Annotated in this window: 23 protein-coding genes and 1 riboswitch; of the genes, 9 read left to right on the top strand and 14 right to left on the bottom strand. The window is 34.7% G+C overall.

All coding sequences use genetic code 11. From position 1 onward, the window contains the following. The first annotated feature begins 113 nt into the window (after nucleotides 1–113). Nucleotides 114–1,871, top strand: coding sequence for an alpha-glycosidase (locus tag LRP83_RS14785; protein ID WP_230497452.1), 1,758 nt, complete (start codon nucleotides 114–116; stop codon nucleotides 1,869–1,871). 43 nt (nucleotides 1,872–1,914) lie between these two features. Here LRP83_RS14785 and asnB read toward each other — a convergent pair whose 3' ends face one another. Further along, nucleotides 1,915–3,774, bottom strand: a complete 1,860-nt coding sequence (gene asnB, locus LRP83_RS14790) for an asparagine synthase (glutamine-hydrolyzing) (RefSeq protein ID WP_435531362.1) — start codon at nucleotides 3,772–3,774, stop codon at nucleotides 1,915–1,917. Nucleotides 3,775–3,928: 154 nt separating this feature from the next. Here asnB and LRP83_RS14795 point away from each other — a divergent pair, with 154 nt between their 5' ends. After that, nucleotides 3,929–4,492 (top strand): DUF2777 domain-containing protein, encoded by a 564-nt coding sequence (locus LRP83_RS14795; protein ID WP_230497453.1) that lies wholly within the window; start codon nucleotides 3,929–3,931, stop codon nucleotides 4,490–4,492. Nucleotides 4,493–4,537: 45 nt separating this feature from the next. Here the strand turns inward: LRP83_RS14795 and LRP83_RS14800 are convergent, their stop codons facing one another. The 13 genes from LRP83_RS14800 to LRP83_RS14860 form a co-directional block, all read right to left on the bottom strand. Then, nucleotides 4,538–4,903 carry a YisL family protein gene (locus tag LRP83_RS14800; RefSeq protein WP_230497454.1) on the bottom strand — a complete coding sequence of 122 codons (366 nt, stop codon included), beginning with the start codon at nucleotides 4,901–4,903 and terminating at the stop codon, nucleotides 4,538–4,540. Between the two features lie 107 nt (nucleotides 4,904–5,010). Next, nucleotides 5,011–5,907, bottom strand: a complete 897-nt coding sequence (locus tag LRP83_RS14805; RefSeq protein WP_230497455.1) for a fumarylacetoacetate hydrolase family protein — start codon at nucleotides 5,905–5,907, stop codon at nucleotides 5,011–5,013. A 92-nt stretch (nucleotides 5,908–5,999) separates the two neighbouring features. Next, complete coding sequence (locus LRP83_RS14810) at nucleotides 6,000–6,920, bottom strand: type II secretion system F family protein (RefSeq protein ID WP_230497456.1); 921 nt, start codon at nucleotides 6,918–6,920, stop codon at nucleotides 6,000–6,002. 6 nt (nucleotides 6,921–6,926) lie between these two features. Beyond that, on the bottom strand, nucleotides 6,927–7,784 hold the full coding sequence (locus LRP83_RS14815; protein WP_230497457.1) for a type II secretion system F family protein: 858 nt from the start codon (nucleotides 7,782–7,784) through the stop codon (nucleotides 6,927–6,929). Between the two features lie 98 nt (nucleotides 7,785–7,882). Next, on the bottom strand, nucleotides 7,883–9,310 hold the full coding sequence (locus LRP83_RS14820; RefSeq protein WP_230497458.1) for a TadA family conjugal transfer-associated ATPase: 1,428 nt from the start codon (nucleotides 9,308–9,310) through the stop codon (nucleotides 7,883–7,885). Further along, nucleotides 9,307–10,167 carry a CpaE/TadZ family protein gene (locus tag LRP83_RS14825; RefSeq protein WP_230497459.1) on the bottom strand — a complete coding sequence of 287 codons (861 nt, stop codon included), beginning with the start codon at nucleotides 10,165–10,167 and terminating at the stop codon, nucleotides 9,307–9,309. Before LRP83_RS14825 ends, LRP83_RS14820 begins: the two co-directional genes overlap by 4 nt. A gap of 20 nt (nucleotides 10,168–10,187) precedes the next feature. Then, entirely contained in the window at nucleotides 10,188–10,916 is a 729-nt protein-coding gene (gene cpaB / locus LRP83_RS14830) for a Flp pilus assembly protein CpaB (RefSeq protein WP_230497460.1), read from the bottom strand. 10 nt (nucleotides 10,917–10,926) lie between these two features. After that, nucleotides 10,927–11,847, bottom strand: coding sequence for a TadE/TadG family type IV pilus assembly protein (locus LRP83_RS14835; RefSeq protein ID WP_230497461.1), 921 nt, complete (start codon nucleotides 11,845–11,847; stop codon nucleotides 10,927–10,929). After that, nucleotides 11,847–12,230, bottom strand: coding sequence for a TadE/TadG family type IV pilus assembly protein (locus tag LRP83_RS14840; RefSeq protein WP_230497462.1), 384 nt, complete (start codon nucleotides 12,228–12,230; stop codon nucleotides 11,847–11,849). Before LRP83_RS14840 ends, LRP83_RS14835 begins: the two co-directional genes overlap by 1 nt. Next, nucleotides 12,230–12,748, bottom strand: a complete 519-nt coding sequence (locus tag LRP83_RS14845) for an A24 family peptidase (protein WP_230497463.1) — start codon at nucleotides 12,746–12,748, stop codon at nucleotides 12,230–12,232. Before LRP83_RS14845 ends, LRP83_RS14840 begins: the two co-directional genes overlap by 1 nt. 129 nt (nucleotides 12,749–12,877) lie before the next feature. After that, on the bottom strand, nucleotides 12,878–13,060 hold the full coding sequence (locus LRP83_RS14850) for a Flp family type IVb pilin (protein WP_230497464.1): 183 nt from the start codon (nucleotides 13,058–13,060) through the stop codon (nucleotides 12,878–12,880). Between the two features lie 17 nt (nucleotides 13,061–13,077). Next, nucleotides 13,078–13,419 (bottom strand): DUF192 domain-containing protein, encoded by a 342-nt coding sequence (locus LRP83_RS14855; RefSeq protein WP_230497465.1) that lies wholly within the window; start codon nucleotides 13,417–13,419, stop codon nucleotides 13,078–13,080. 88 nt (nucleotides 13,420–13,507) lie between these two features. Continuing rightward, a riboswitch (cyclic di-GMP riboswitch) is annotated at nucleotides 13,508–13,595 on the bottom strand. A 259-nt stretch (nucleotides 13,596–13,854) separates the two neighbouring features. Continuing rightward, on the bottom strand, nucleotides 13,855–15,036 hold the full coding sequence (locus LRP83_RS14860; RefSeq protein WP_230497466.1) for a DUF418 domain-containing protein: 1,182 nt from the start codon (nucleotides 15,034–15,036) through the stop codon (nucleotides 13,855–13,857). 258 nt (nucleotides 15,037–15,294) lie between these two features. Here LRP83_RS14860 and LRP83_RS14865 point away from each other — a divergent pair, with 258 nt between their 5' ends. The 7 genes from LRP83_RS14865 (at nucleotide 15,295) to LRP83_RS14895 (ending at nucleotide 18,696) form a co-directional block, all read left to right on the top strand. Then, entirely contained in the window at nucleotides 15,295–15,516 is a 222-nt protein-coding gene (locus LRP83_RS14865) for a spore germination protein (protein WP_230497467.1), read from the top strand. Between the two features lie 37 nt (nucleotides 15,517–15,553). Next, nucleotides 15,554–15,742 (top strand): spore germination protein GerPB, encoded by a 189-nt coding sequence (locus tag LRP83_RS14870; protein ID WP_230497468.1) that lies wholly within the window; start codon nucleotides 15,554–15,556, stop codon nucleotides 15,740–15,742. A gap of 100 nt (nucleotides 15,743–15,842) precedes the next feature. Next, nucleotides 15,843–16,466: a spore germination protein GerPC gene (gene gerPC / locus LRP83_RS14875; protein ID WP_230497469.1), complete on the top strand. Its 624-nt coding sequence runs from the start codon at nucleotides 15,843–15,845 to the stop codon at nucleotides 16,464–16,466. Beyond that, the gene (locus LRP83_RS14880) at nucleotides 16,463–16,642 is read left to right on the top strand and encodes a spore germination protein GerPD (protein WP_230497470.1); all 180 of its coding nucleotides are present in this window, start codon (nucleotides 16,463–16,465) and stop codon (nucleotides 16,640–16,642) included. Before gerPC ends, LRP83_RS14880 begins: the two co-directional genes overlap by 4 nt. A gap of 2 nt (nucleotides 16,643–16,644) precedes the next feature. Further along, on the top strand, nucleotides 16,645–17,031 hold the full coding sequence (locus LRP83_RS14885) for a spore germination protein GerPE (protein WP_230497471.1): 387 nt from the start codon (nucleotides 16,645–16,647) through the stop codon (nucleotides 17,029–17,031). A 2-nt stretch (nucleotides 17,032–17,033) separates the two neighbouring features. Then, nucleotides 17,034–17,252, top strand: a complete 219-nt coding sequence (locus tag LRP83_RS14890) for a spore germination protein (RefSeq protein WP_230497472.1) — start codon at nucleotides 17,034–17,036, stop codon at nucleotides 17,250–17,252. A 166-nt stretch (nucleotides 17,253–17,418) separates the two neighbouring features. After that, entirely contained in the window at nucleotides 17,419–18,696 is a 1,278-nt protein-coding gene (locus LRP83_RS14895) for an O-antigen ligase family protein (RefSeq protein WP_230497473.1), read from the top strand. The last annotated feature ends 37 nt before the right edge of the window (nucleotides 18,697–18,733 follow it).

The following is an 18,733-nucleotide window of genomic DNA, read 5'->3' on the forward strand; positions in this document are numbered from 1 at the left end:
ATTCGGTTATATTCCTAGGCAATAGCATTTTATTTTTACAAGAACGTTGACAATCTAAAAACAGTGCAATAACCTTGTAATAACTTAACTTTATTAATAGGGAGTGTCTACCTTTGCTAAAAGAAGCTATTTATCATCGACCAAAAGATAATTATGCATACGCTTGCACTAATGGTGACTTACATATTCGTCTTAGATCAAAGCGGGATGATCTTCAAAGTGTATCGTTAATCTTTGGGGATCCCTATCATTGGGAAGAAGGAAAATGGATAAATGAAGAACAAAAATTAATTAAGACTGGCTCTGACCAGCTCTTTGACTATTGGTTTACTTCGGTTACTCCACCATTTCGCAGATTAAAGTATGGATTTTCGCTATCAGATGAAGTAGAAACCATTTATTATACGGAAAAAGGCTTTATGAGTGAGCGACCTTCTGACACAAGAGATTGCTTTGCTTTTCCTTTTATCAATTCAATTGATATTTTTAATGCTCCTAGCTGGGTAAAGGATACTGTTTGGTATCAAATTTTCCCAGAGCGTTTTGGCAATGGAAACCAAGCCAATGATCCTGAAGGTACATTAGAATGGGGAAGCGCAGAGCCTAATCCGACAAACTTTTTTGGCGGAGACATAGAAGGAGTTATTAATCATATTGATTATTTAAAAGAACTTGGCATTACTGGAATCTATTTCACTCCTATCTTTAAAGCTCATTCAAATCATAAGTATGACACGATAGATTATTTAGAAGTAGACCCACAATTTGGTGACAATGAAACTTTTAAAAGGCTCGTAAAAGTTTGTCATGAAAATGGAATAAAAATTATGCTAGATGCTGTTTTTAATCATAGTGGATTCTACTTTCCACAGTTTCAGGATGTTTTAGAGAATGGGGATCAATCTCGCTTCAAGGACTGGTTCCATACGAGAGAGTTCCCTTTAAAAACAGAGCCAATGCCAAATTATGATACGTTTGCCTTTACACCGTTTATGCCGAAATTAAATACTGAAAACCATGAAGTAAAAGAATATCTACTAGAAGTAGGAAGATATTGGGTACGTGAGTTTGATATTGACGGTTGGCGGTTAGATGTGGCTAATGAAGTAGATCATGCTTTCTGGCGTGAATTCCGACAAGAAGTGAAGAAAATAAAACCTGATTTATATATTTTAGGTGAGATTTGGCACGATTCAATGCCTTGGTTACGCGGTGATCAATTTGATGCTGTAATGAATTATCCGTTTACAACTAATATTCTTAATCTATTTGCCAAAAAATCCATTTCAAATAAAGAATTTATTGAAAATATGGTGACCGTTCTTCATATGTATCCAAAAAATGTGAATGAGGTTGCCTTTAACCTTGTTGGAAGTCATGACACTCCAAGAATATTAACCGAATGTGACGAGGATTTCCGTAAGGTTAAGCTGATTTATGCAATCATGTTAACGTTTATCGGGACACCTTGTATTTATTACGGAGACGAGATCGGAATTTCTGGAGACCAGGATCCTGGCTGCCGAAAGTGTATGGAATGGGATGAATCGAAGCAAAATCGCGATTTATTTGATCATATAAAGAAATTAATTCAGCTTCGTTACGATCATCCATTATTGGCGAATGAAGGCGAATTAACATTTATCCCATCTGATTATCATGAAACTTGTATTGCTTACACAAAATCAAATGGAACAAATTCATTTTTTGTTATTGTCAACACAGAGGACAAAGAGGTAAATTACCCTCTACCCTTTAATTTAAAGGGTAAGAAAATCCGTAACGTTTGGACCAATGAGGAATTTGCAGCTGAATCCAATGAACTTACCGTTAATTTGAGTGGGTTTGGGTTTAGTATCCTTGAGTTTTAAGATGATTCATAAAAAAAAGAAAGAGGGCAGCCTCTTTCTTTTTTTAACAGTCAACAATTTGAATGTTATAATCTTTAAACCAAATATGAATTTGTGCTAGATAGGCTAGGAGTTGTGGGCCAGACATAAGTTGACCAAACCATGGTTCTTTAAAGGAGCTTCCTTTTGATTCCACTAATTTTTGCAATTCTTCTTTTTTCAGAAATTCGTAAAGAACAGTGTTTTTGTCCTGCATTATTTCTTGCAGCCATTTTGTTACTGCTTCGGTATAGCGGGGATTATGTGTTTTAGGATACGGACTTTTTTTCCGATATAAAACCTCGTCTGGTAAAATTCCTTCTAACGCTTTCCGGAGAAGTCCTTTTTCTCTGTTTCCATAATTTTTAAATTCCCATGGAATGTTCCACGTATATTCAACTAAGCGATGGTCGGCAAACGGAACTCGAACCTCAAGGCTTGCTCCCATACTCATTCGATCTTTACGTTCTAATAATGTTGCCATAAACCAATTCTGATTTAAATAAAACAGCTCTCTTCTCTTTTTCTCTATTAAACTTTCACCTTCTAATAACGGTGTCTCAGCAACTGATTCAGAATATTTCCGCATTACATAATCATTAATTTTCAACTTATCCTGCCATTCATTTCTTAATAAATTCTGTCTTGCTGTTGTTGAACGCATCCATGGGAAACCTAGGCGGTTTAAATCCTCTTCACGATAAAACCATGGATAACCACCAAATATCTCATCAGCACATTCCCCGGATAAACTAACGACAAATTCCTTTTTTATTTCTCGACAAAACCATAATAGGGATGAATCGATATCCGCCATTCCAGGTAAATCTCGTACATGGACAACCTCAATTAAATCCTCTACTAGTTTTTCTTGGGTAATGACGCGATGATGATGCTGGGTTGAAAATGTATTGGCCATCATCAGAATATATTTATGATCTGAATCTGGCTGAAATTCATTAGCTTGGAAGAATTGATCATTGCCTTCGTAATCTATAGAAAAAGTATGAAGGTGACCTTTTCCCTCCTCTCTAATCGCATTTGCAGCAATCGCTGTAATGGCACTCGAATCGACACCACCAGATAGGAATGTACATAATGGAACATCTGAAACTAGCTGTCTTGTTATCGCATCTTTTACTAAAAAACGAACCTTCTCAACGGTTTCTTCAAAGCTTTCTAGATGTTTTTCACTTTTTACATTCCAGTAACGCCAAATTTTCAACCCATCTCTATTAAATGTTAGCGCATGACCTGGACGTAATTCTTTAACTCCCTTAAACACCCCATGACCAGGTGATCTAGATGGACCTAGGCCAAATACTTCTGATAAGCCTTCACGGTCAATCTCAACTCTCACTTCAGGATTTGCTAAAATAGCTTTTAATTCAGAGCCAAATAAGATACCATTATTTAATTCTTTTAGAAAAAGAGGCTTTACCCCAAGACGGTCACGACCGATAAATAACTGTTCCTTCTTTCCATCCCAAACAGCAAACGCAAATATACCATTTAGATGATTTAAACATTCCTCCGCCCATTCTATATAGGCATATAACAGAACTTCTGTGTCAGAATGACCTCTAAAGGAATATCCTTTTAATAATAGCTCTTTTCGTATGTCTTCGGTATTATACAATTCACCATTATAACAAATTGTATAGTGGAATCCGTCCTTCTCTCTATTCATAGGCTGCTTACCGCCTTCAAGATCGACTACGGCTAATCGCTTATGTCCCAATCCAACATGTGTGGCAGTCCAAATATTGGTATCATCCGGTCCTCTTTTTGCCAATGTTTCTGTCATTTTATTTAGTGATGCCGTTTCTACTGAGATATTTCTTTTAAAGTCCACCCAACCGGTAATACCACACATTATCATCATTCCTTCCTTCTAACTATAGACTCCATTTGTGAATGTTTTATCTTATGCAGCCTAATCAAAATCGTTAATTGTCCACAAAATTGACGGATTTCGTTTAAAAAGGGGGTATTCTGTCTACAAAGGAAGGTGAAAGCACTTTCATGGAGGTTAACAGATGAGTCATCAACACCGCAGTAAATTAATGGATTATCAAATTAGAGCCTTTACTGAAGGCTCTGTAGAATTTATTAACAATCAGTGGGTATTCTTCGATAATGAGACAGAAGAAGCCTCCTTAATTGAAGAATATTTGCATCAAGAAATCGAAATATTTAGCTTAAATAAATGGAGAAAAGGGATTTTATTTGATGATGGGAAAATATGCCTCCCGAATGAAAATCTATTTTTACAGGACCAAGATCTCATTCGAATTAGGAAGCATTTAATTTATTCTCTCGAAACGATATTGACAGACATGAATGATGATGCCTTTTTCCAATTTGTTACAACGTTAAACTCCCTCCAATTCTCCATCTATGATTGTATATACTGCTATAACCATTTAAGCTTTTTAGAAAAAGAAAGAGGGAAAAATGGAGTAAACTTCATGATATTCGATAATGAAGAATATATTTGCAACGTACAACATCATTTTACTTATTTAGAAAAAACGAGTGATCGTTTTGAATTTACATTAAATAGTGGAAAAAGGGTTGTAATTGAGAAAATAACCTCCTAAAAAATTGCATAAAAAAAATGCTGTCAGAAAATCTGACAGCTTTTTTTAATATAATGTAAGACTAAATCCTAAATATAAAGTTAAACCAAACACAATGACCAATGCAATCCACATAACTCCTGTAGATTTTTTCTTTTTTACTCTAGCAAGAATCATTTCAATTAACCCAATGACTCCAACTCCTAATAAAACCTTTAAGATGTATTGTAAACCAGCATCAGAGCCTAGTATTCCAGAACTATTTGCCTTCGATAACATCATAAAGCCTGTCCCTAAAATTAATAAGAACATCACTCTAATAATCATTTGGACGATTTTAGCACCTTTTGCTTTCCCACCCTTAATAAGGAAGATAGCCACAAAAAATAATACCAAGGCTAAAAACCAAGCGGTCATATGTGCGTGTTGCATGAAAATTACCTCCTATGTATCTAAAGTTCATTAGTATCTTATCACAACTTATCCATGATATGAAATGAATAAAGTTTATTAATAATTTTTTAATAATTGATTAATTATTATTTAATCTTATTTTGAAGCGACCCAATTTTCTCAATATCAATTTTAATTATATCGCCACTTTTCAAATATTTAGGAGGTTTAAATCCTTTCCCAACTCCTGCAGGTGTTCCAGTAGCAATAATGTCTCCTGGTTCTAGCGTCATGCCCTTTGATAATACCGAAATGATTTCTTGAATATCAAAAATGAAATTAGATGTATTCGAATTTTGTCTTAATTCACCATTTACATACGTTTGGATATTAAGATTATTCGGATTATCAATCGCTGAATGATGGACAATCCAAGGACCAATTGGACAAGATGTATCCAAGCTTTTTCCGAGAAAAAATTGCTTGTGTTTCGACTGGATATCCCGAGCAGTGATGTCATTTAGAATGGTATAGCCAAAGACATAATCAAGTGCTTCTTCACGGCTTATCGCTCTACCTTGTTTACCAATTACGACAGCAAGCTCTCCTTCGTAGTCTAATTGATCAGTAATCTCAGAGTGGGATAGAACTTCAGCATTATGGCCAACTACCGTTGTTGGAGCTTTTGTAAAAACCATTACATGCTCTGGAATGTCTGCTGCACTTCCCATTTCGATTGCATGTTCTGCGTAATTTTTACCTATACAGAAGATGTTTTTTTCTGGTTTAGTGATTGGGGCTAGTAGTTCAACTGATTCTAAAGGAATGTGTAGTTCTTTATGGCTCATAAATATGACTGCCAATTTACTTACATGCTCAACAAATGCTTTACCTTGTTTGATACAATCAATCATTGAATTGGGAATAATGGAACTTCCATTAAGCATTTCTTCACTACGCTTCAAAGGAATCACGCAGGAGTCATCATTAGTAATCAAACCAACAAAGGAACCTTTTGTATCTACTGCTGTTACTAGTTTCAAATTTATCACCTCATATTAATAGTATTATTATAAATATAATATAAATGGGAGATAGTAAAAAGAAAAAGCGATCATCCTGGGATGAATCGCCTTTATTTTTGAAATGTTTGGATAAACGTAATAATTGCAGGACCTAATAAAACAATAAATAGACTTGGAAAAATAAATAATACTAGAGGGAACAGCATTTTAATTGGTGCTTTCATTGCCTGTTCCTCAGCACGTTGTTTACGTTGATCTCGAACTTCCTCCGATTGAACTCGTAATACTTGAACCATACCAATTCCTAGTTTTTCAGCTTGTAATATACCACTGATAAAACCCCGAACATCATCAACCTCAATTCGATCTCGAATGCCTGCTAATGCTTCTCTCCTCGTTTTGCCTAGTCTAATTTCCTCTAAGCATCTATGAAATTCATAAGCAATAACACCTTGCTTTTTAGAAACAACCTTATTCATAGCCGAGTCAAATCCTAAGCCCGCCTCTAAACTGACAGTTAATAAGTCTAATATATCTGGCAGTTCTCGAAGGGCCTTTTTATTCCGGGCTTGTGTCTTCTGTTTTAAATAATAATTTGGTAGAACAAAAGCTATTAACATTCCAATTAAGATGAATATGAAAATTGCAAAATTCCCTACCCTAAGTAATAACCCATACCCCCCAGAAATTACCGGCATAATAACCATCATGGCAATTTGAATTAACCGAAAATCTACTGGAGTCATATTGAATGGATTTCCAGCTTGCTGAAGCTTTTTTTCAAGTTTGGCCTCTTTTTCACCAGGCATTTTTTTCTTAAAGCTTCTTTTAAAATCCGACCAATAAGGGCGAAAGATACGTTGAAATAATGATTGTTGAATATCTTGTTGTGCAAGATTTTCTTTTATTTCCTTTTCACCCGTAATAAAAGTTGCCATACGTCTTTTTAATTTTTCTTCTTTTTCAATACGAATAAGGAAAACGCCATATATAAATAAAAGAATAAATAGAAAAAAAGTTAAATACAACATGGTGATTTACACCTCAATCGTCGTAATTTTTTTAATCATTATAAAGCCAATTATCCCAGAAATTAATGCTGCAATGACTAAGGCTATTCCTATAGGATGTATAAATAAAGTCCCAATATAAGTGGGTTCAATTAAATAAAGGACAAGGGATAATACAAATGGCATAATGGCGATTACTATTCCCGATAATCTCCCTTGAGCTGTTAATGTTTTAATTTGTCTTTGTATTTTTGTTCGGTCTCTTATCGTTTCAACAATTTTATCTAGTACAGTCGCTAAATTTCCTCCAACTTGCCTCTGTATTAATATAGCTTGAATCATTAAATCTAAATCTTCACTAGGCATACGGTCTTTTAAGGAATTTAGTGAATCTTCTAAACTATTTCCATACTGCATTTCCTTTAGAACAAATTCCATTTCTTCTTTAATAGGAGAATCAGCTTCTTCCGCTACTGTTTTTAATGCTTGAGGAAAACTAAATCCTGCTCTTAATGAACCGACAACTGTAGAAATCATATCAGGTAAGCTATCATTAAATTTAGTCATTCTCTCTCTTTGTTTCTTTTTTAAATACCATCTTGGAAAAAGAAAACCAAGAAAGCCACCAACTATCATTAAGATAATCTTACCTGAAAAAAGAAGTAAAATACCTCCAATTAGGGCGGTACTTATCCATTGAAAAAGGACAAATTCCTCTGGTTTTAGTGGAAGACCAGATCTAGCAATCATAATCTCAAGCCTATTATTTTTCTCTTTCGTTAAAACATTTTTTCGAATCCTATTCTTAGTTAGTTGAAAGTGTAAGAACAAATTTATTTTTTTACGGTTTATGGGTTGATTAGGAATGGCCAAATATCTTTTCATTCGCTTTTCGAATCTTCTATCAGAAAGAAAAACTATTTTCAAAAAATACAAAAACACTAAAAAAATAGTAATAAGAAAGAAAAATACTACTAAATAAATCATGTTCGCCACACCTCTTCGCCAATAAAGACGCTAGCTGGAATATGAATTCCTGATGCTTCGAGTTTTTCGTAAAACTTTGGTCGTACTCCGGTAGGAACTAACCTTCCGATAATTTTTCCTTTTTCATTTACCCCTTCTTGCACGAAATTGAAGATATCTTGAAGAACAATGACATCACCTTCCATCCCTTGTACTTCAGTGATATTAGTAATTTTGCGAGAACCATCTTTTAAACGGGATTGTTGGATGATTAAATCAAGGGCACCTGAGATTTGTTCACGAATCGCTTTAATCGGAAGATCCACCCCTCCTAATAAAACCATCGTTTCCAATCGAGAAATCATATCACGAGGACTATTTGAGTGGCCTGTTGCTAATGAACCGTCATGACCAGTATTCATTGCTTGTAACATGTCCAATGCTTCAGAACCACGGACCTCCCCGATAACAACCCGATCTGGTCTCATTCTTAATGAATTTTTAACTAAATCCCGAATCGTAATTGCTCCTTTTCCTTCAATATTAGAAGGTCGTGATTCTAAAGAAACAACATGATCCTGACCTAATTGAAGCTCTGCGGCATCTTCAATGGTTACAATTCGTTCATCTTCTGGAATAAAGTTTGATAATACATTAAGTGTTGTTGTTTTACCTGACCCCGTCCCACCACTAACAAAAATATTGAGTCTTGCTTTTACACAAGCATCTAAAAATGTCGCCATATCTGCAGTTAGAGTCCCGAAATTAACTAGATCTTCAATTTGAAAAGGATCCTTAGAAAATTTACGAATTGTGATCGTTGGACCATTCAATGCAAGTGGGGGAATAATCGCATTCACGCGTGACCCATCTGGTAATCTAGCATCCACCATTGGGGAGCTTTCATCAATTCTTCTTCCAATTGGAGCAACTATTTTCTCAATCACACTCATAACATGCTCATCATCACGAAATTGAATCGGCGTAAGAACTAGCTTCCCTTTCCGTTCACAATAAACTTGCTTTGGTCCATTTACCATAACCTCTGATACTTCTTCATCAAGAAGTAATGGATTGATTGGCCCAAAACCCGTTAAATCATTAATTAATTCATCGACAACTTTTTTACGGTCTATCTTACCACGAAAGCTTTCATCATCTTTAATCATTTCAATTGCAAAACCATCAAGCTTAGGAATAATTTCTTCGACCTCATCGTCTTTTAGCTCTGAAAGGATTTTTTTATGAAGCAGGTTTTTTAATTCCTGGTTTTTATCTATTTTAAGAGTTTTATTGTTCTGTTTTGATTGGTCAGGTAGGGACTGATCACGAAGCACACTACGCAAATCCACTTTTGTATCAATTGTTGTTGAATTTTCTATTATTGGCACATCATTTGCAGGTGCTTTAGAACTTTTCTCTTGAATTCGATTTAATAAGCTCATAGCGATTTCCCTCCCTTTTTCCGTTTCATAGGGAATAATTTATCTAATAAGGAATTATTTTTAACTGATTTAGGCTGTATAGCTTGTCTTTTTGAAGTAATTAACTCTGCCATCTTAAAGATAGACTTAGCCACTTCTGTTTTTCCTTGTTTCATCACAAATGGAATCCCAATATTTAATGATTGGGAACAAACTTGAAAATCATTTGGAATATAATAAGGTGTTTCTTCTCTTAATATTTGAGCTGCGTCTGTTGCTGAAATTACGCTTTCCATTGTTGCACGATTAATAATAACCTTAACCTTTTCACTAAGTCCTAGCTTATCGAATGTTTCTAGCATTAATTTAGTGTTTTTCAATGTGGCCATTTCAAGATTGGTTACAACCAGTATTTGATCTGCTTTTTCAACAAAATTTAACGTATGGTCATTAAAACCTACACCTGTATCAACAAATACATAATCAAATAATTTCAGCATCTTGTCCAAGATGCTATTAGTATTCTCTTTCGTTATCATATCAGCAAATTCTGGACGTTCAGGTGCTGGAAGAACCTTGATACCACTTTCATGATTACTTAGAAATCCTAATAAACTATGTTCATCAAGTGAACCTATCGTTTCTATTACTTCTTTAATCGTGAAGGTGGAGTGAAGATCGAGGGCAAGTCCAACATCTCCGAATTGAAAATCACCATCCAATACACCTACAGAGATATTTTTTTTATAAATGGCTGCTGCAAGATTAACTGTTAAGATAGTGCGTCCAACACCGCCTTTTGCACTGCAAACAGCAATCATCTCCCCACGATTTGGGTCTTTATTATTAACAGTTTGCATTTCCTCTTGGCTTGTCATGTTTCGTCACCTTCCAATAATTAACCTTGCTCTGATTCATTCTGTTCTTGTTCTTCTGTTTTTTGTCCGTGATCTTTCATTATAGGACGTTGTTGAAGAATAAAGTGAATGTTACCTTCCTGAGATGAATTGACGAGTTTTAATGCATCCTCTGGATTTAATTCTAGTGTCACAGAGCTATACTCTACATATGGTTCCTCTGTGTCCTCCGGATTAACCATCTTTCGGCCAACAGCTAAAACTCTAGCTTTCTTCAAAATAAACTCTGAAACCACCTTTGACTCTACTCCAACTCCCTTAATGGTCTTCGTAAGAATGACATCGACCTCATCCTCTGGTTCAATTAAATTCGTAACAGATTGATTAATATTTACTCCTACAGAAACAGCTCGGTAGCCTTCCTTTAGCTTTCTTGAAACATAAGTTATCTCTTCTTTTTCTGATATAAGGCGATGAGAAAGAATTTGTTCATCCTTTACAATCATAGCTGTTGCAATTTTTCCAATTACATCTTCTATATTTTTTATTGACTGTGGTTGGACATTTGATTCTTCCACTTGAACAATCTGCAATTTTTCTTCAGTGATTCGCTCATTTTTCCCAATTTGTTCACTGGCCACTACAATCCCAACCTTATTCGGGGTTGCCACCGTTGTAGCTGTTTTAAATTGCTTCATATATACAAAAAACAAGGATGTTGTCACTAAAGCCATAACTAATGCTAAAAGTAATACTACCTTTGATCTCATTTTAGTCCACCTACTCAGTAATTCTAATTTTGTACGCACCACGTGTTATGCTGCCATCTTCTTCGAAACCTGTTCCTGTTCGTTTAATAAACATTCCCGTTATAGATGTATCAGTAGAACTCATGGGGTCAGTTATATAAAAATAAGCAAATCCGGTGATTTCTACACTTTTCAATTGATTTGAATCATATTGATATGGTTTATACACTGGTACTAGGATTACTCTTGAACAATCTCTGTCGAATACATCACGAGGTGATTCAGGGCATCCGTTCACTAGTTCTTGTACAACCGATCTTGTTTTCCCAGCAATATTACCTGTTTGAGTATCAATAACCATGCCAATCTTCAGTTCATCTTGATATCCATATTGCAAGTTTTCTTCGTAGGTTCTTGCACCTGGACCTCCTAATGCTAAGATTCCAAAATAGCCACTCACACTATCTGATGAATCTACTTTTAATTTGTAAGGTTTTAAATATTCTAGTGGAGTTCGTTCATCAATTCCTAGAGGTGCGGCACCTGCTGCACGCCCTATTGGACGTAGTTCTGCTGCAGAGTGGACCTTCACATCTACTTGATCAAAGCCAAAAATACGAGAAAAGGATAACTTAACTGGTTTTACCAGATTAACATCGACCCTTTTTTCTAATTGAACATGCATGTTTTCTAACGTAGTTTCCTCTTTATGAGCTTTTAAGATATCATTGACAATTACTCTTACTTTTTCTTCTTTATTAGTAAGTTCTTGTGCTCCAGAGAGTACCGCTGCATTTGCTGTTTTTTGAAGATGGGTTTTGGTCATATACATTAAGCCGCCATCAATGGCTAATCCAGCAATAGCTAGTAACCCCATGAACGAAAGTGCTACTAATACTGCTACATTGCCCTGTTCGTTGTTAATAAATTTCAAAACTCTTAGTTTCTTCATTACTCCACCCTCACTGTTGAATCCGTCTCAATATACTCAGGAATAGGTAATATATCAGATAATAAAGGTGTGTATATTTGAAGTGGATATTTCAACGTAACCGTAATATAATCCCCTGAATGACGATTGGAGTCTGTTGGGGATACTTTGACTTGCAGTTTACTAGAGTCACCTAAGTGAATGTAGTTTTTAGCAAATTCGGTGATTTCGAGATCTTTAGAACCTAGTCCACCTTTGCGAACAGTTTCTTGCGCCGCCATATGAAGATGGGCATAAGAGTATAAAATTCTCCCAAAGTCAAGCATACCGACTAATAGCAAAAGTAAAACAGGAAGAACCAATGCCATTTCGACCATTGATTGTCCACTTTCATCTTTTCTCATTAGAAAAGACCTCCAGTTAATTCGTAAATAGCGCCAATTGATCCTAACGCAATAGCTACTCCATACGGGTATGTGGTAGACATCGCTTCTTTATCTAATCCAATTGAGATATTTACTCCCTGTCTTTTTAGGACAAAAAAATAGAAAATTTGTTTAAAACGATAAACGATGCCTTTTCGGAAAAGGAGTATAAGTAGACCGATAATTCCACCTACTATTGCCATATATAATGATGTCATTAACACGAAACCTATACCTTTTATCGCACCGATTACTGCAAGAAGTTTTACATCACCTGCGCCCATACCACCCATTAAATATGGAATTAAGAGAATTGCTAAACCTCCTAATACTCCTAATAGAGATGATGTGAATCCACTAAGTCCCCCAGTTAACAAATGATAGATTATGGCAAGGACGAAGAAGGGGAAAAGAACTTTATTATAAATTTTTCTTTCTTTTAGATCCGTTACAACACAAATAATAAGTAATATGATTAATAGAATATTAGTCCACATTTTGTTCCCTCTCTTCTAGAAGGGTAATATTTGATTAAAAATAGCCTCACGTTTTTCTATAAACGCAAGGCTATCTTTGGCCGATTCTTAGATTAAATGAACTCTAGATTGTTTCGTTAAACCGCTCTACTATGGAGTTTGATCTGCGCCAGTGATGGCAGTTAAAGCATCTTGGAATAAACCAGCAATTTGAGTTTTTAATAATAGAAGTGTTGCTACAACACCTACTGCAATAACCCCTAATACTAACCCATACTCAGTCATACCTTGTCCTTGCTCTTCTACGAATAATGCTTTCATTTTCTTCATCATTTACATGCATCCCCTTATCAGTTAAGTTTTATTTTATGTCCGATTTTTGTACCGGATTTCTGTATGGTTCCTGTTGGCAGTTCTAAAACAGAGTGACCGTTTTTAAAAATTTTTCCCAATTTTGATGGCTGGAATGATTCTTGTAAGCCAACAATCTCGAAGTCTTTATTGAGATAGAGAACATCGATGGGATAGTTCATAAAAAAGGTATGAATGGATTGGCAGGGTTGTATATGCAAGCCTTGACCGTCTGGCAAACTTTTAGAAAACATTAGCCCTTTTAATCTAGTAAAAAATGAATGAGCTTTTGTGATCTTGTTTGCTATTTCCGCACCGTTTGACAGGTTTACGGCTTTCATTTTTGCACCTCCGTTTTGCATATAATAGAAATAACCCCTACCTTTACCGAAAGGGGGGTTCATTAAAAACAATGACTCGCCCTGATCTTTCGGTAACTGGCTGGCATAGTGCTTTTAGCACCTTAGCCCCTGTAGCTTTGCGTCGCTGATTTTCATCAGTTTTGCCTTTATCGAGATTCAGTGTCGTGATTGTCTCTATTAATTCGACTGATCTCTTGCTTTTATGATAGTAGTTTTCATTTTTTTTGCAAATCATTCAAAAGTACTATTTTGAAAATTTAGATTTCTAGGACCTTTTATCTATATTTTTTCATAAATTTACACATTTCATACATTAAATTTACGCTAATAAAAAATTCACCTTAAAATAGTTAAATTCACCCTTAATAAATGGTAGAATTTTGTCGGAACGTAGGTCTTTAAACCTGCATTTCTTTATTTAGTGAATTTCTTCCAATTAGGTATTTTCCAATAAGAAACAGCCCTCCAAATCCACTCGACTGGACCATATTGGTAGTTTTGTACCCATTTTGTACTTATATATGCCTGAACAAGAAAAATTGTAATCGCTAGCAATGTACCAGTTCCCACTGAAATTTTGCTATAAAGACCCAATCCATAGTTGTAAAAAATAAGTGTAGCTACAATGGATTGAAATAAATAATTGCTTATAGCTAACTTTCCTACTGCTTGAAACATCTGTAGACTTGCTGAATGCTTTTCCATTAATAGCATAATGACAAGTGCATATGATACAGCTAGTAAAGGACCTCCGAATATGTCTTGAATATATTCGGAAAACAGATTTCTCACGACAAAAGGTAGTAATTTCAATAAACTACCTACTATTACAAAAATTAGCAAAAGAACCTTAATCGCCTTTTTATTTTGCATATTATTTCTAACTACATTCAACTTCGAAATGCCTGCACCAATCAATAAGAATGGAAAAATGGTAAAGAATAGAAAAAGGGAGGTTTCAATGCTATTTAAATTCACCTGACTCCAATCATAAAACCTCTGGACAGTAATTTCCCAGAATGTACCATTTTGATAAAACTCTACGGATTTAATCGCCTCGTCATGATGATAATAATCGTTTGTAGGTGTAACAAGTGTTGCTAAAAAATATAATAATCCATACAATATATTGGGAATCATATACGTAAGTATCCCGGTTAGGAGCAAAGCTTTGCCGCTCATCCCCAAAAACAGTAATGCGATAAGACCAAGTATTGCATAGTTAATTAATATATCCCCATGCCAAATGAAAAACGCATGAATACATCCAATCACTAGAAGCATACTCAATCTCCGAATAGCAATAGGAGTGAAATTGAAGCCCTTTGCCACCGATCTCTCCCTCATAATCATTAAGCCAAACCCAAATAATAAGGCAAATAACGGATAAAAGCTGGCTTGGACAAAAAAATCGATGAAGCTATAAATCGTTTGATCAGATTTGGTACTCCACCAAACATATGGATTTAAGTACAACATTGGTGAATGAAAAGCCAGCATATTCGTTAGAAAAATACCAAGAATGGCAAACCCTCTCATTGTATCAATTGAATTAATTCTTTCATTATCCGGAATAGGATTAGATAAAATGGACATTAGATACCCTCATTTGGTTTACATATTTTTCTTTTACATTACCATATTTAAAAACCCAGTAAAATACTTGATTAGGATTAAGCTACTCTAAATAGTTTAGGCTATTTATGGATTTCCATCCTAGATGATTCTAAGTTTTATAGGCATTTCAATCACAAACCTCAAATAAAATACATAGGATAAAAAAGAAAAATCTATATTAGGCAGGTACATTTCTATTTTAATTTATTGGAAATATGCAAAAAAAGGGTGTGAAAAATGCCAGCTATTGTCGGTGTAGTGCAGGTTATTTCAATAGGATCAAGTTCTGTTTTTAATATTGGAGATGTCTATAAGATTATGCCGATTGCTAATGCTAAGACATTTGCCGGCGCAGGCTCGTTCAATACTGGAGAAGGTCTCTATATTCATAATTATCAAAGTCAGACTAATACTTATGATCAGGATGGTGTCGATCAAGGTATTTTATTTAATGCATAGCTACGCCTTGGATTATGAGTAGAAAATAGGTGATATCGTGGTAAATTTTTATATACAACAAACGATAAATATTCATTTAATTAAAATAGGTAGTATCTCCAATTCAAGTGTCCTACAAATTGGTAGTGCTGGAGTTATTAAACCAGCCTCTCATCTTTTTAACACTGGTGGCTTTACAAAGGCTGCACCAGCAGCAACTAAACCAGGTGGTGGCACTAGAGGTTAATCAGGTAAAGAGCAACTAGTACCAACCATACAAAGGCTCCAGCTGTTCCGTTCTCAGGCAAATTAATTAGATATAGATTTACCTTGGGAGGGGTTAAAGCATGACTAATTACGAATTTTATGAGTATATACGACAGCTTCATATGTTTGTAGAATCTCAAGCTTCCAAAATCAAAAACTTGGAAACATTGGTTCAATCCCTAGCAACAGATTTAAACGAATTAAAGAGTAAGCCTACCATTCAAGTAGAAAAAATTGAATATAAATTTGATCAGCTAAAAGTGGAAACGTTAGAAGGAACTTTGAATATTGGACTAAATCCTACAGACCTCCAAGCCATTGAAGATTTTGCAGTTGATGGGAATCAAGCTGTTGCTCATCCCTTTAGTCAAGCAGATCAGTTCCAATCGACAATGCGAATGGAGGAATCGATTTTACAAAACATAGATTCAGAGGTTTTAAGTATTATCCAGCAATATAATCAAGAAAATCAAGTAACTATCGAGGAATCGTATGTAAATTTTATTAAGGACGATATTAGAAAGCAAATACCTAATCGAATTCAATACCATCTACATCAAATTCCTATTAACCAAAGAAGCAACGAACAAGGACTTGGACACGAAAAGAGAATTATCGAGTTGATTAAAAACGACATTCAGACAGGGATATATACGTTTTTGAATAATCTCCCAAATGAAGTGAAAGGAAGTAAACAATCGTGATTTTCCAAATATATAATCGTGATATATGTGTAACAAATATTGATGTTGACGGTGTATCTAGCTCCTCCCTTCTCATGGTTGGAGATGTTCAAACGATACAGCTAGCTTCCACCTTCGATACACCTGCAGAATCATTAATTATTGGGCCATTTGTTCCATTGGCTCCGCAAGCATAAAGATGTTAAGTAGAGTATCGCAAGTTCAAAAAGTTTATATTACATCCCTCTCTAATTCCTCAATTGCGCAAATTGGAGACTCAAAGTGTATCAATGCCATTTCAAGAGCATTGGCCGTCCAAAGGGAAGCTGAAATATTTTTTGGTAATGAAGGGGAATTTTCTCAGTATCCGATTTTTAGTGAACCAATCCCATTACCTCCTTTAGAGGCACAATTACATTTTCAAAAGATTGATTTACCGCCATGTATAAAAGTATCTCATATTAAAATAAACGGGCTTGCTTCCGCTTCTATTTTCCATATTGGCAATAGTGATAGCGTTTATATGGAGTCAAGAGTTAAGCATATTCGACAGCTACTAAATGAAAATAATAAAGGAGGGGAATAATTATGCCTGCAATAATTGGACCCGTACAGATTACTACCGTATCTGGTGGGGTTGTACAATTTGGGGATACTTTGTTTATCTCTCCAAAATCTGCTTCCAAGTCAAGTTCAGGAGCAGGTGCAGCTAATACTGGTATTGGCATTTTTACGGCAAACGGCTTCAGTGTCAATAACGTTTTGGATACGAACTTACTAGACCAACCGATATCTGGGAATAACTAAAAAAACAAGGGCAGTGATAAGCTGTCTTTGTTTTTTTAGTTTATTTTATTTGTAAACTATACTTACAGGTAATTTCTTGGAAAAAAATATTGACTTGTTAAGTGCGGATACATAATAATGCAATAAGATAATAAATTCTTTTTTCTGGATATAGGAGATTCATATTATGTATTGGTTTATACTCTTTTTCCCGTTTCTCATTTTCCCATGGGGAGCTGATCCATATTACACTGCCCCTAAAGTGTTCTATTTGGTTTTTTTTGTATTTGTTATGTGGACAATCTTATTGATTATTAGGCAAAAATGGTTTATGTATCAACATCAATATTTTTCAAAAGTTGAAATAATTTTAACCGCTTTTATTATTTTAATAATACTTTCTACAATATTTTCAGTAAACCCTGAAACTTCAATATTTGGTTCAGTACATCGTTTCGAAGGCGTTATTTCATTAATTTCCTATTGCAGTCTTTTTATTTTCGCATATCGATTAATTAACCCAAGTTTAATTAAAAAAACAATTAAGGGAGTAGTCGGCATCTCAATAATTGTTTCTACCTATGGAATTTTACAGCATTACCTTATCGACTTTCTCCCAAGAAACTCCAGTAAAATTGGGGATACTAGAAGTTTTGCCTTTTTTGATAATCCAAATTTCTTTGGATCTTATCTTGTTATAACCATCCTCTTATCTATAACATTATTTTTAACAGCACAAAAAAATAAAGAAAGATATTACTATCTTTTTAGCACAAGTATATCGTTTAGCGCAATGATATTTTCAGGAACTCGTAGCGCTTGGATTGGTGTTATGTTTGGCGTCATATTCTTAACTATGTTTGTTGTTTTAATGAGAAAGTTCCTTTGGAAAAGCTGGGCTTATTTACTTATTACATTAATTGCATTATTTTGCGTAATTGATATAACCGAAGACGGTGGAAATTTCAAACGTGTTTTTTCTAGTTTTAGTGAGTCTTACAAAATTGCAACAGACCAAGGTACAGGTCATGAAGGTTCAAGCAGATTTTTCATTTGGAAAAAATCTATGCCATTAATTCCTAAGTTTTTTTGGCTAGGCTCTGGTCCAGATACATTTAAATTTGTTTTCCCTATCGACGAAGAAGAAAGTCTTAAGTATTTTTATACTTCAAACATAACTGTTGATAAAGCACATAATGAATATTTACAGATGGCTGTGACGCTAGGAGTTCCTGCACTTATTATGTATCTATTTTTAGTTTGCTATATTCTATATAAAGCTATTATTTCTATAAAAATTTCTAATTCTAATAATTGTTTAATTCTTTATGGGTTAATTTCAGTAATACTAGGATATCTAATTCAAGCGTTTTTTAATATCAGTGTCGTTCCAGTAGCCCCATTTTTTTGGATTTTACTAGGATTAACGTATTCTCTATCCATGAATTCACAAAATCAAAATTAAGTTTTTCGCTCTTGAAATTTAAAAAGACGTTGGCATA

Origin of the sequence: Pseudoneobacillus rhizosphaerae (assembly GCF_917563885.1) — a bacterium.
Lineage (GTDB): Bacteria > Bacillota > Bacilli > Bacillales > Cytobacillaceae > Pseudoneobacillus > Pseudoneobacillus rhizosphaerae.

Excerpts from the sequence above, each read along its gene's own strand:
- asnB (WP_435531362.1), bottom strand. The coding sequence starts at position 3,774 with ATGATGATAATGTGTGGTATTACCGGTTGGGTGGACTTTAAAAGAAAT.
- LRP83_RS14795 (WP_230497453.1), top strand. The coding sequence starts at position 3,929 with ATGAGTCATCAACACCGCAGTAAATTAATGGATTATCAAATTAGAGCC.
- LRP83_RS14800 (WP_230497454.1), bottom strand. The coding sequence starts at position 4,903 with ATGCAACACGCACATATGACCGCTTGGTTTTTAGCCTTGGTATTATTT.
- LRP83_RS14810 (WP_230497456.1), bottom strand. The coding sequence starts at position 6,920 with ATGTTGTATTTAACTTTTTTTCTATTTATTCTTTTATTTATATATGGC.
- LRP83_RS14815 (WP_230497457.1), bottom strand. The coding sequence starts at position 7,784 with ATGAAAAGATATTTGGCCATTCCTAATCAACCCATAAACCGTAAAAAA.
- LRP83_RS14820 (WP_230497458.1), bottom strand. The coding sequence starts at position 9,310 with ATGAGCTTATTAAATCGAATTCAAGAGAAAAGTTCTAAAGCACCTGCA.
- LRP83_RS14825 (WP_230497459.1), bottom strand. The coding sequence starts at position 10,167 with ATGACAAGCCAAGAGGAAATGCAAACTGTTAATAATAAAGACCCAAAT.
- cpaB (WP_230497460.1), bottom strand. The coding sequence starts at position 10,916 with ATGAGATCAAAGGTAGTATTACTTTTAGCATTAGTTATGGCTTTAGTG.
- LRP83_RS14835 (WP_230497461.1), bottom strand. The coding sequence starts at position 11,847 with ATGAAGAAACTAAGAGTTTTGAAATTTATTAACAACGAACAGGGCAAT.
- LRP83_RS14840 (WP_230497462.1), bottom strand. The coding sequence starts at position 12,230 with ATGAGAAAAGATGAAAGTGGACAATCAATGGTCGAAATGGCATTGGTT.
- LRP83_RS14845 (WP_230497463.1), bottom strand. The coding sequence starts at position 12,748 with ATGTGGACTAATATTCTATTAATCATATTACTTATTATTTGTGTTGTA.
- LRP83_RS14850 (WP_230497464.1), bottom strand. The coding sequence starts at position 13,060 with ATGATGAAGAAAATGAAAGCATTATTCGTAGAAGAGCAAGGACAAGGT.
- LRP83_RS14855 (WP_230497465.1), bottom strand. The coding sequence starts at position 13,419 with ATGAAAGCCGTAAACCTGTCAAACGGTGCGGAAATAGCAAACAAGATC.
- LRP83_RS14860 (WP_230497466.1), bottom strand. The coding sequence starts at position 15,036 with ATGTCCATTTTATCTAATCCTATTCCGGATAATGAAAGAATTAATTCA.
- LRP83_RS14865 (WP_230497467.1), top strand. The coding sequence starts at position 15,295 with ATGCCAGCTATTGTCGGTGTAGTGCAGGTTATTTCAATAGGATCAAGT.
- gerPC (WP_230497469.1), top strand. The coding sequence starts at position 15,843 with ATGACTAATTACGAATTTTATGAGTATATACGACAGCTTCATATGTTT.
- LRP83_RS14885 (WP_230497471.1), top strand. The coding sequence starts at position 16,645 with ATGTTAAGTAGAGTATCGCAAGTTCAAAAAGTTTATATTACATCCCTC.
- LRP83_RS14890 (WP_230497472.1), top strand. The coding sequence starts at position 17,034 with ATGCCTGCAATAATTGGACCCGTACAGATTACTACCGTATCTGGTGGG.
- LRP83_RS14895 (WP_230497473.1), top strand. The coding sequence starts at position 17,419 with ATGTATTGGTTTATACTCTTTTTCCCGTTTCTCATTTTCCCATGGGGA.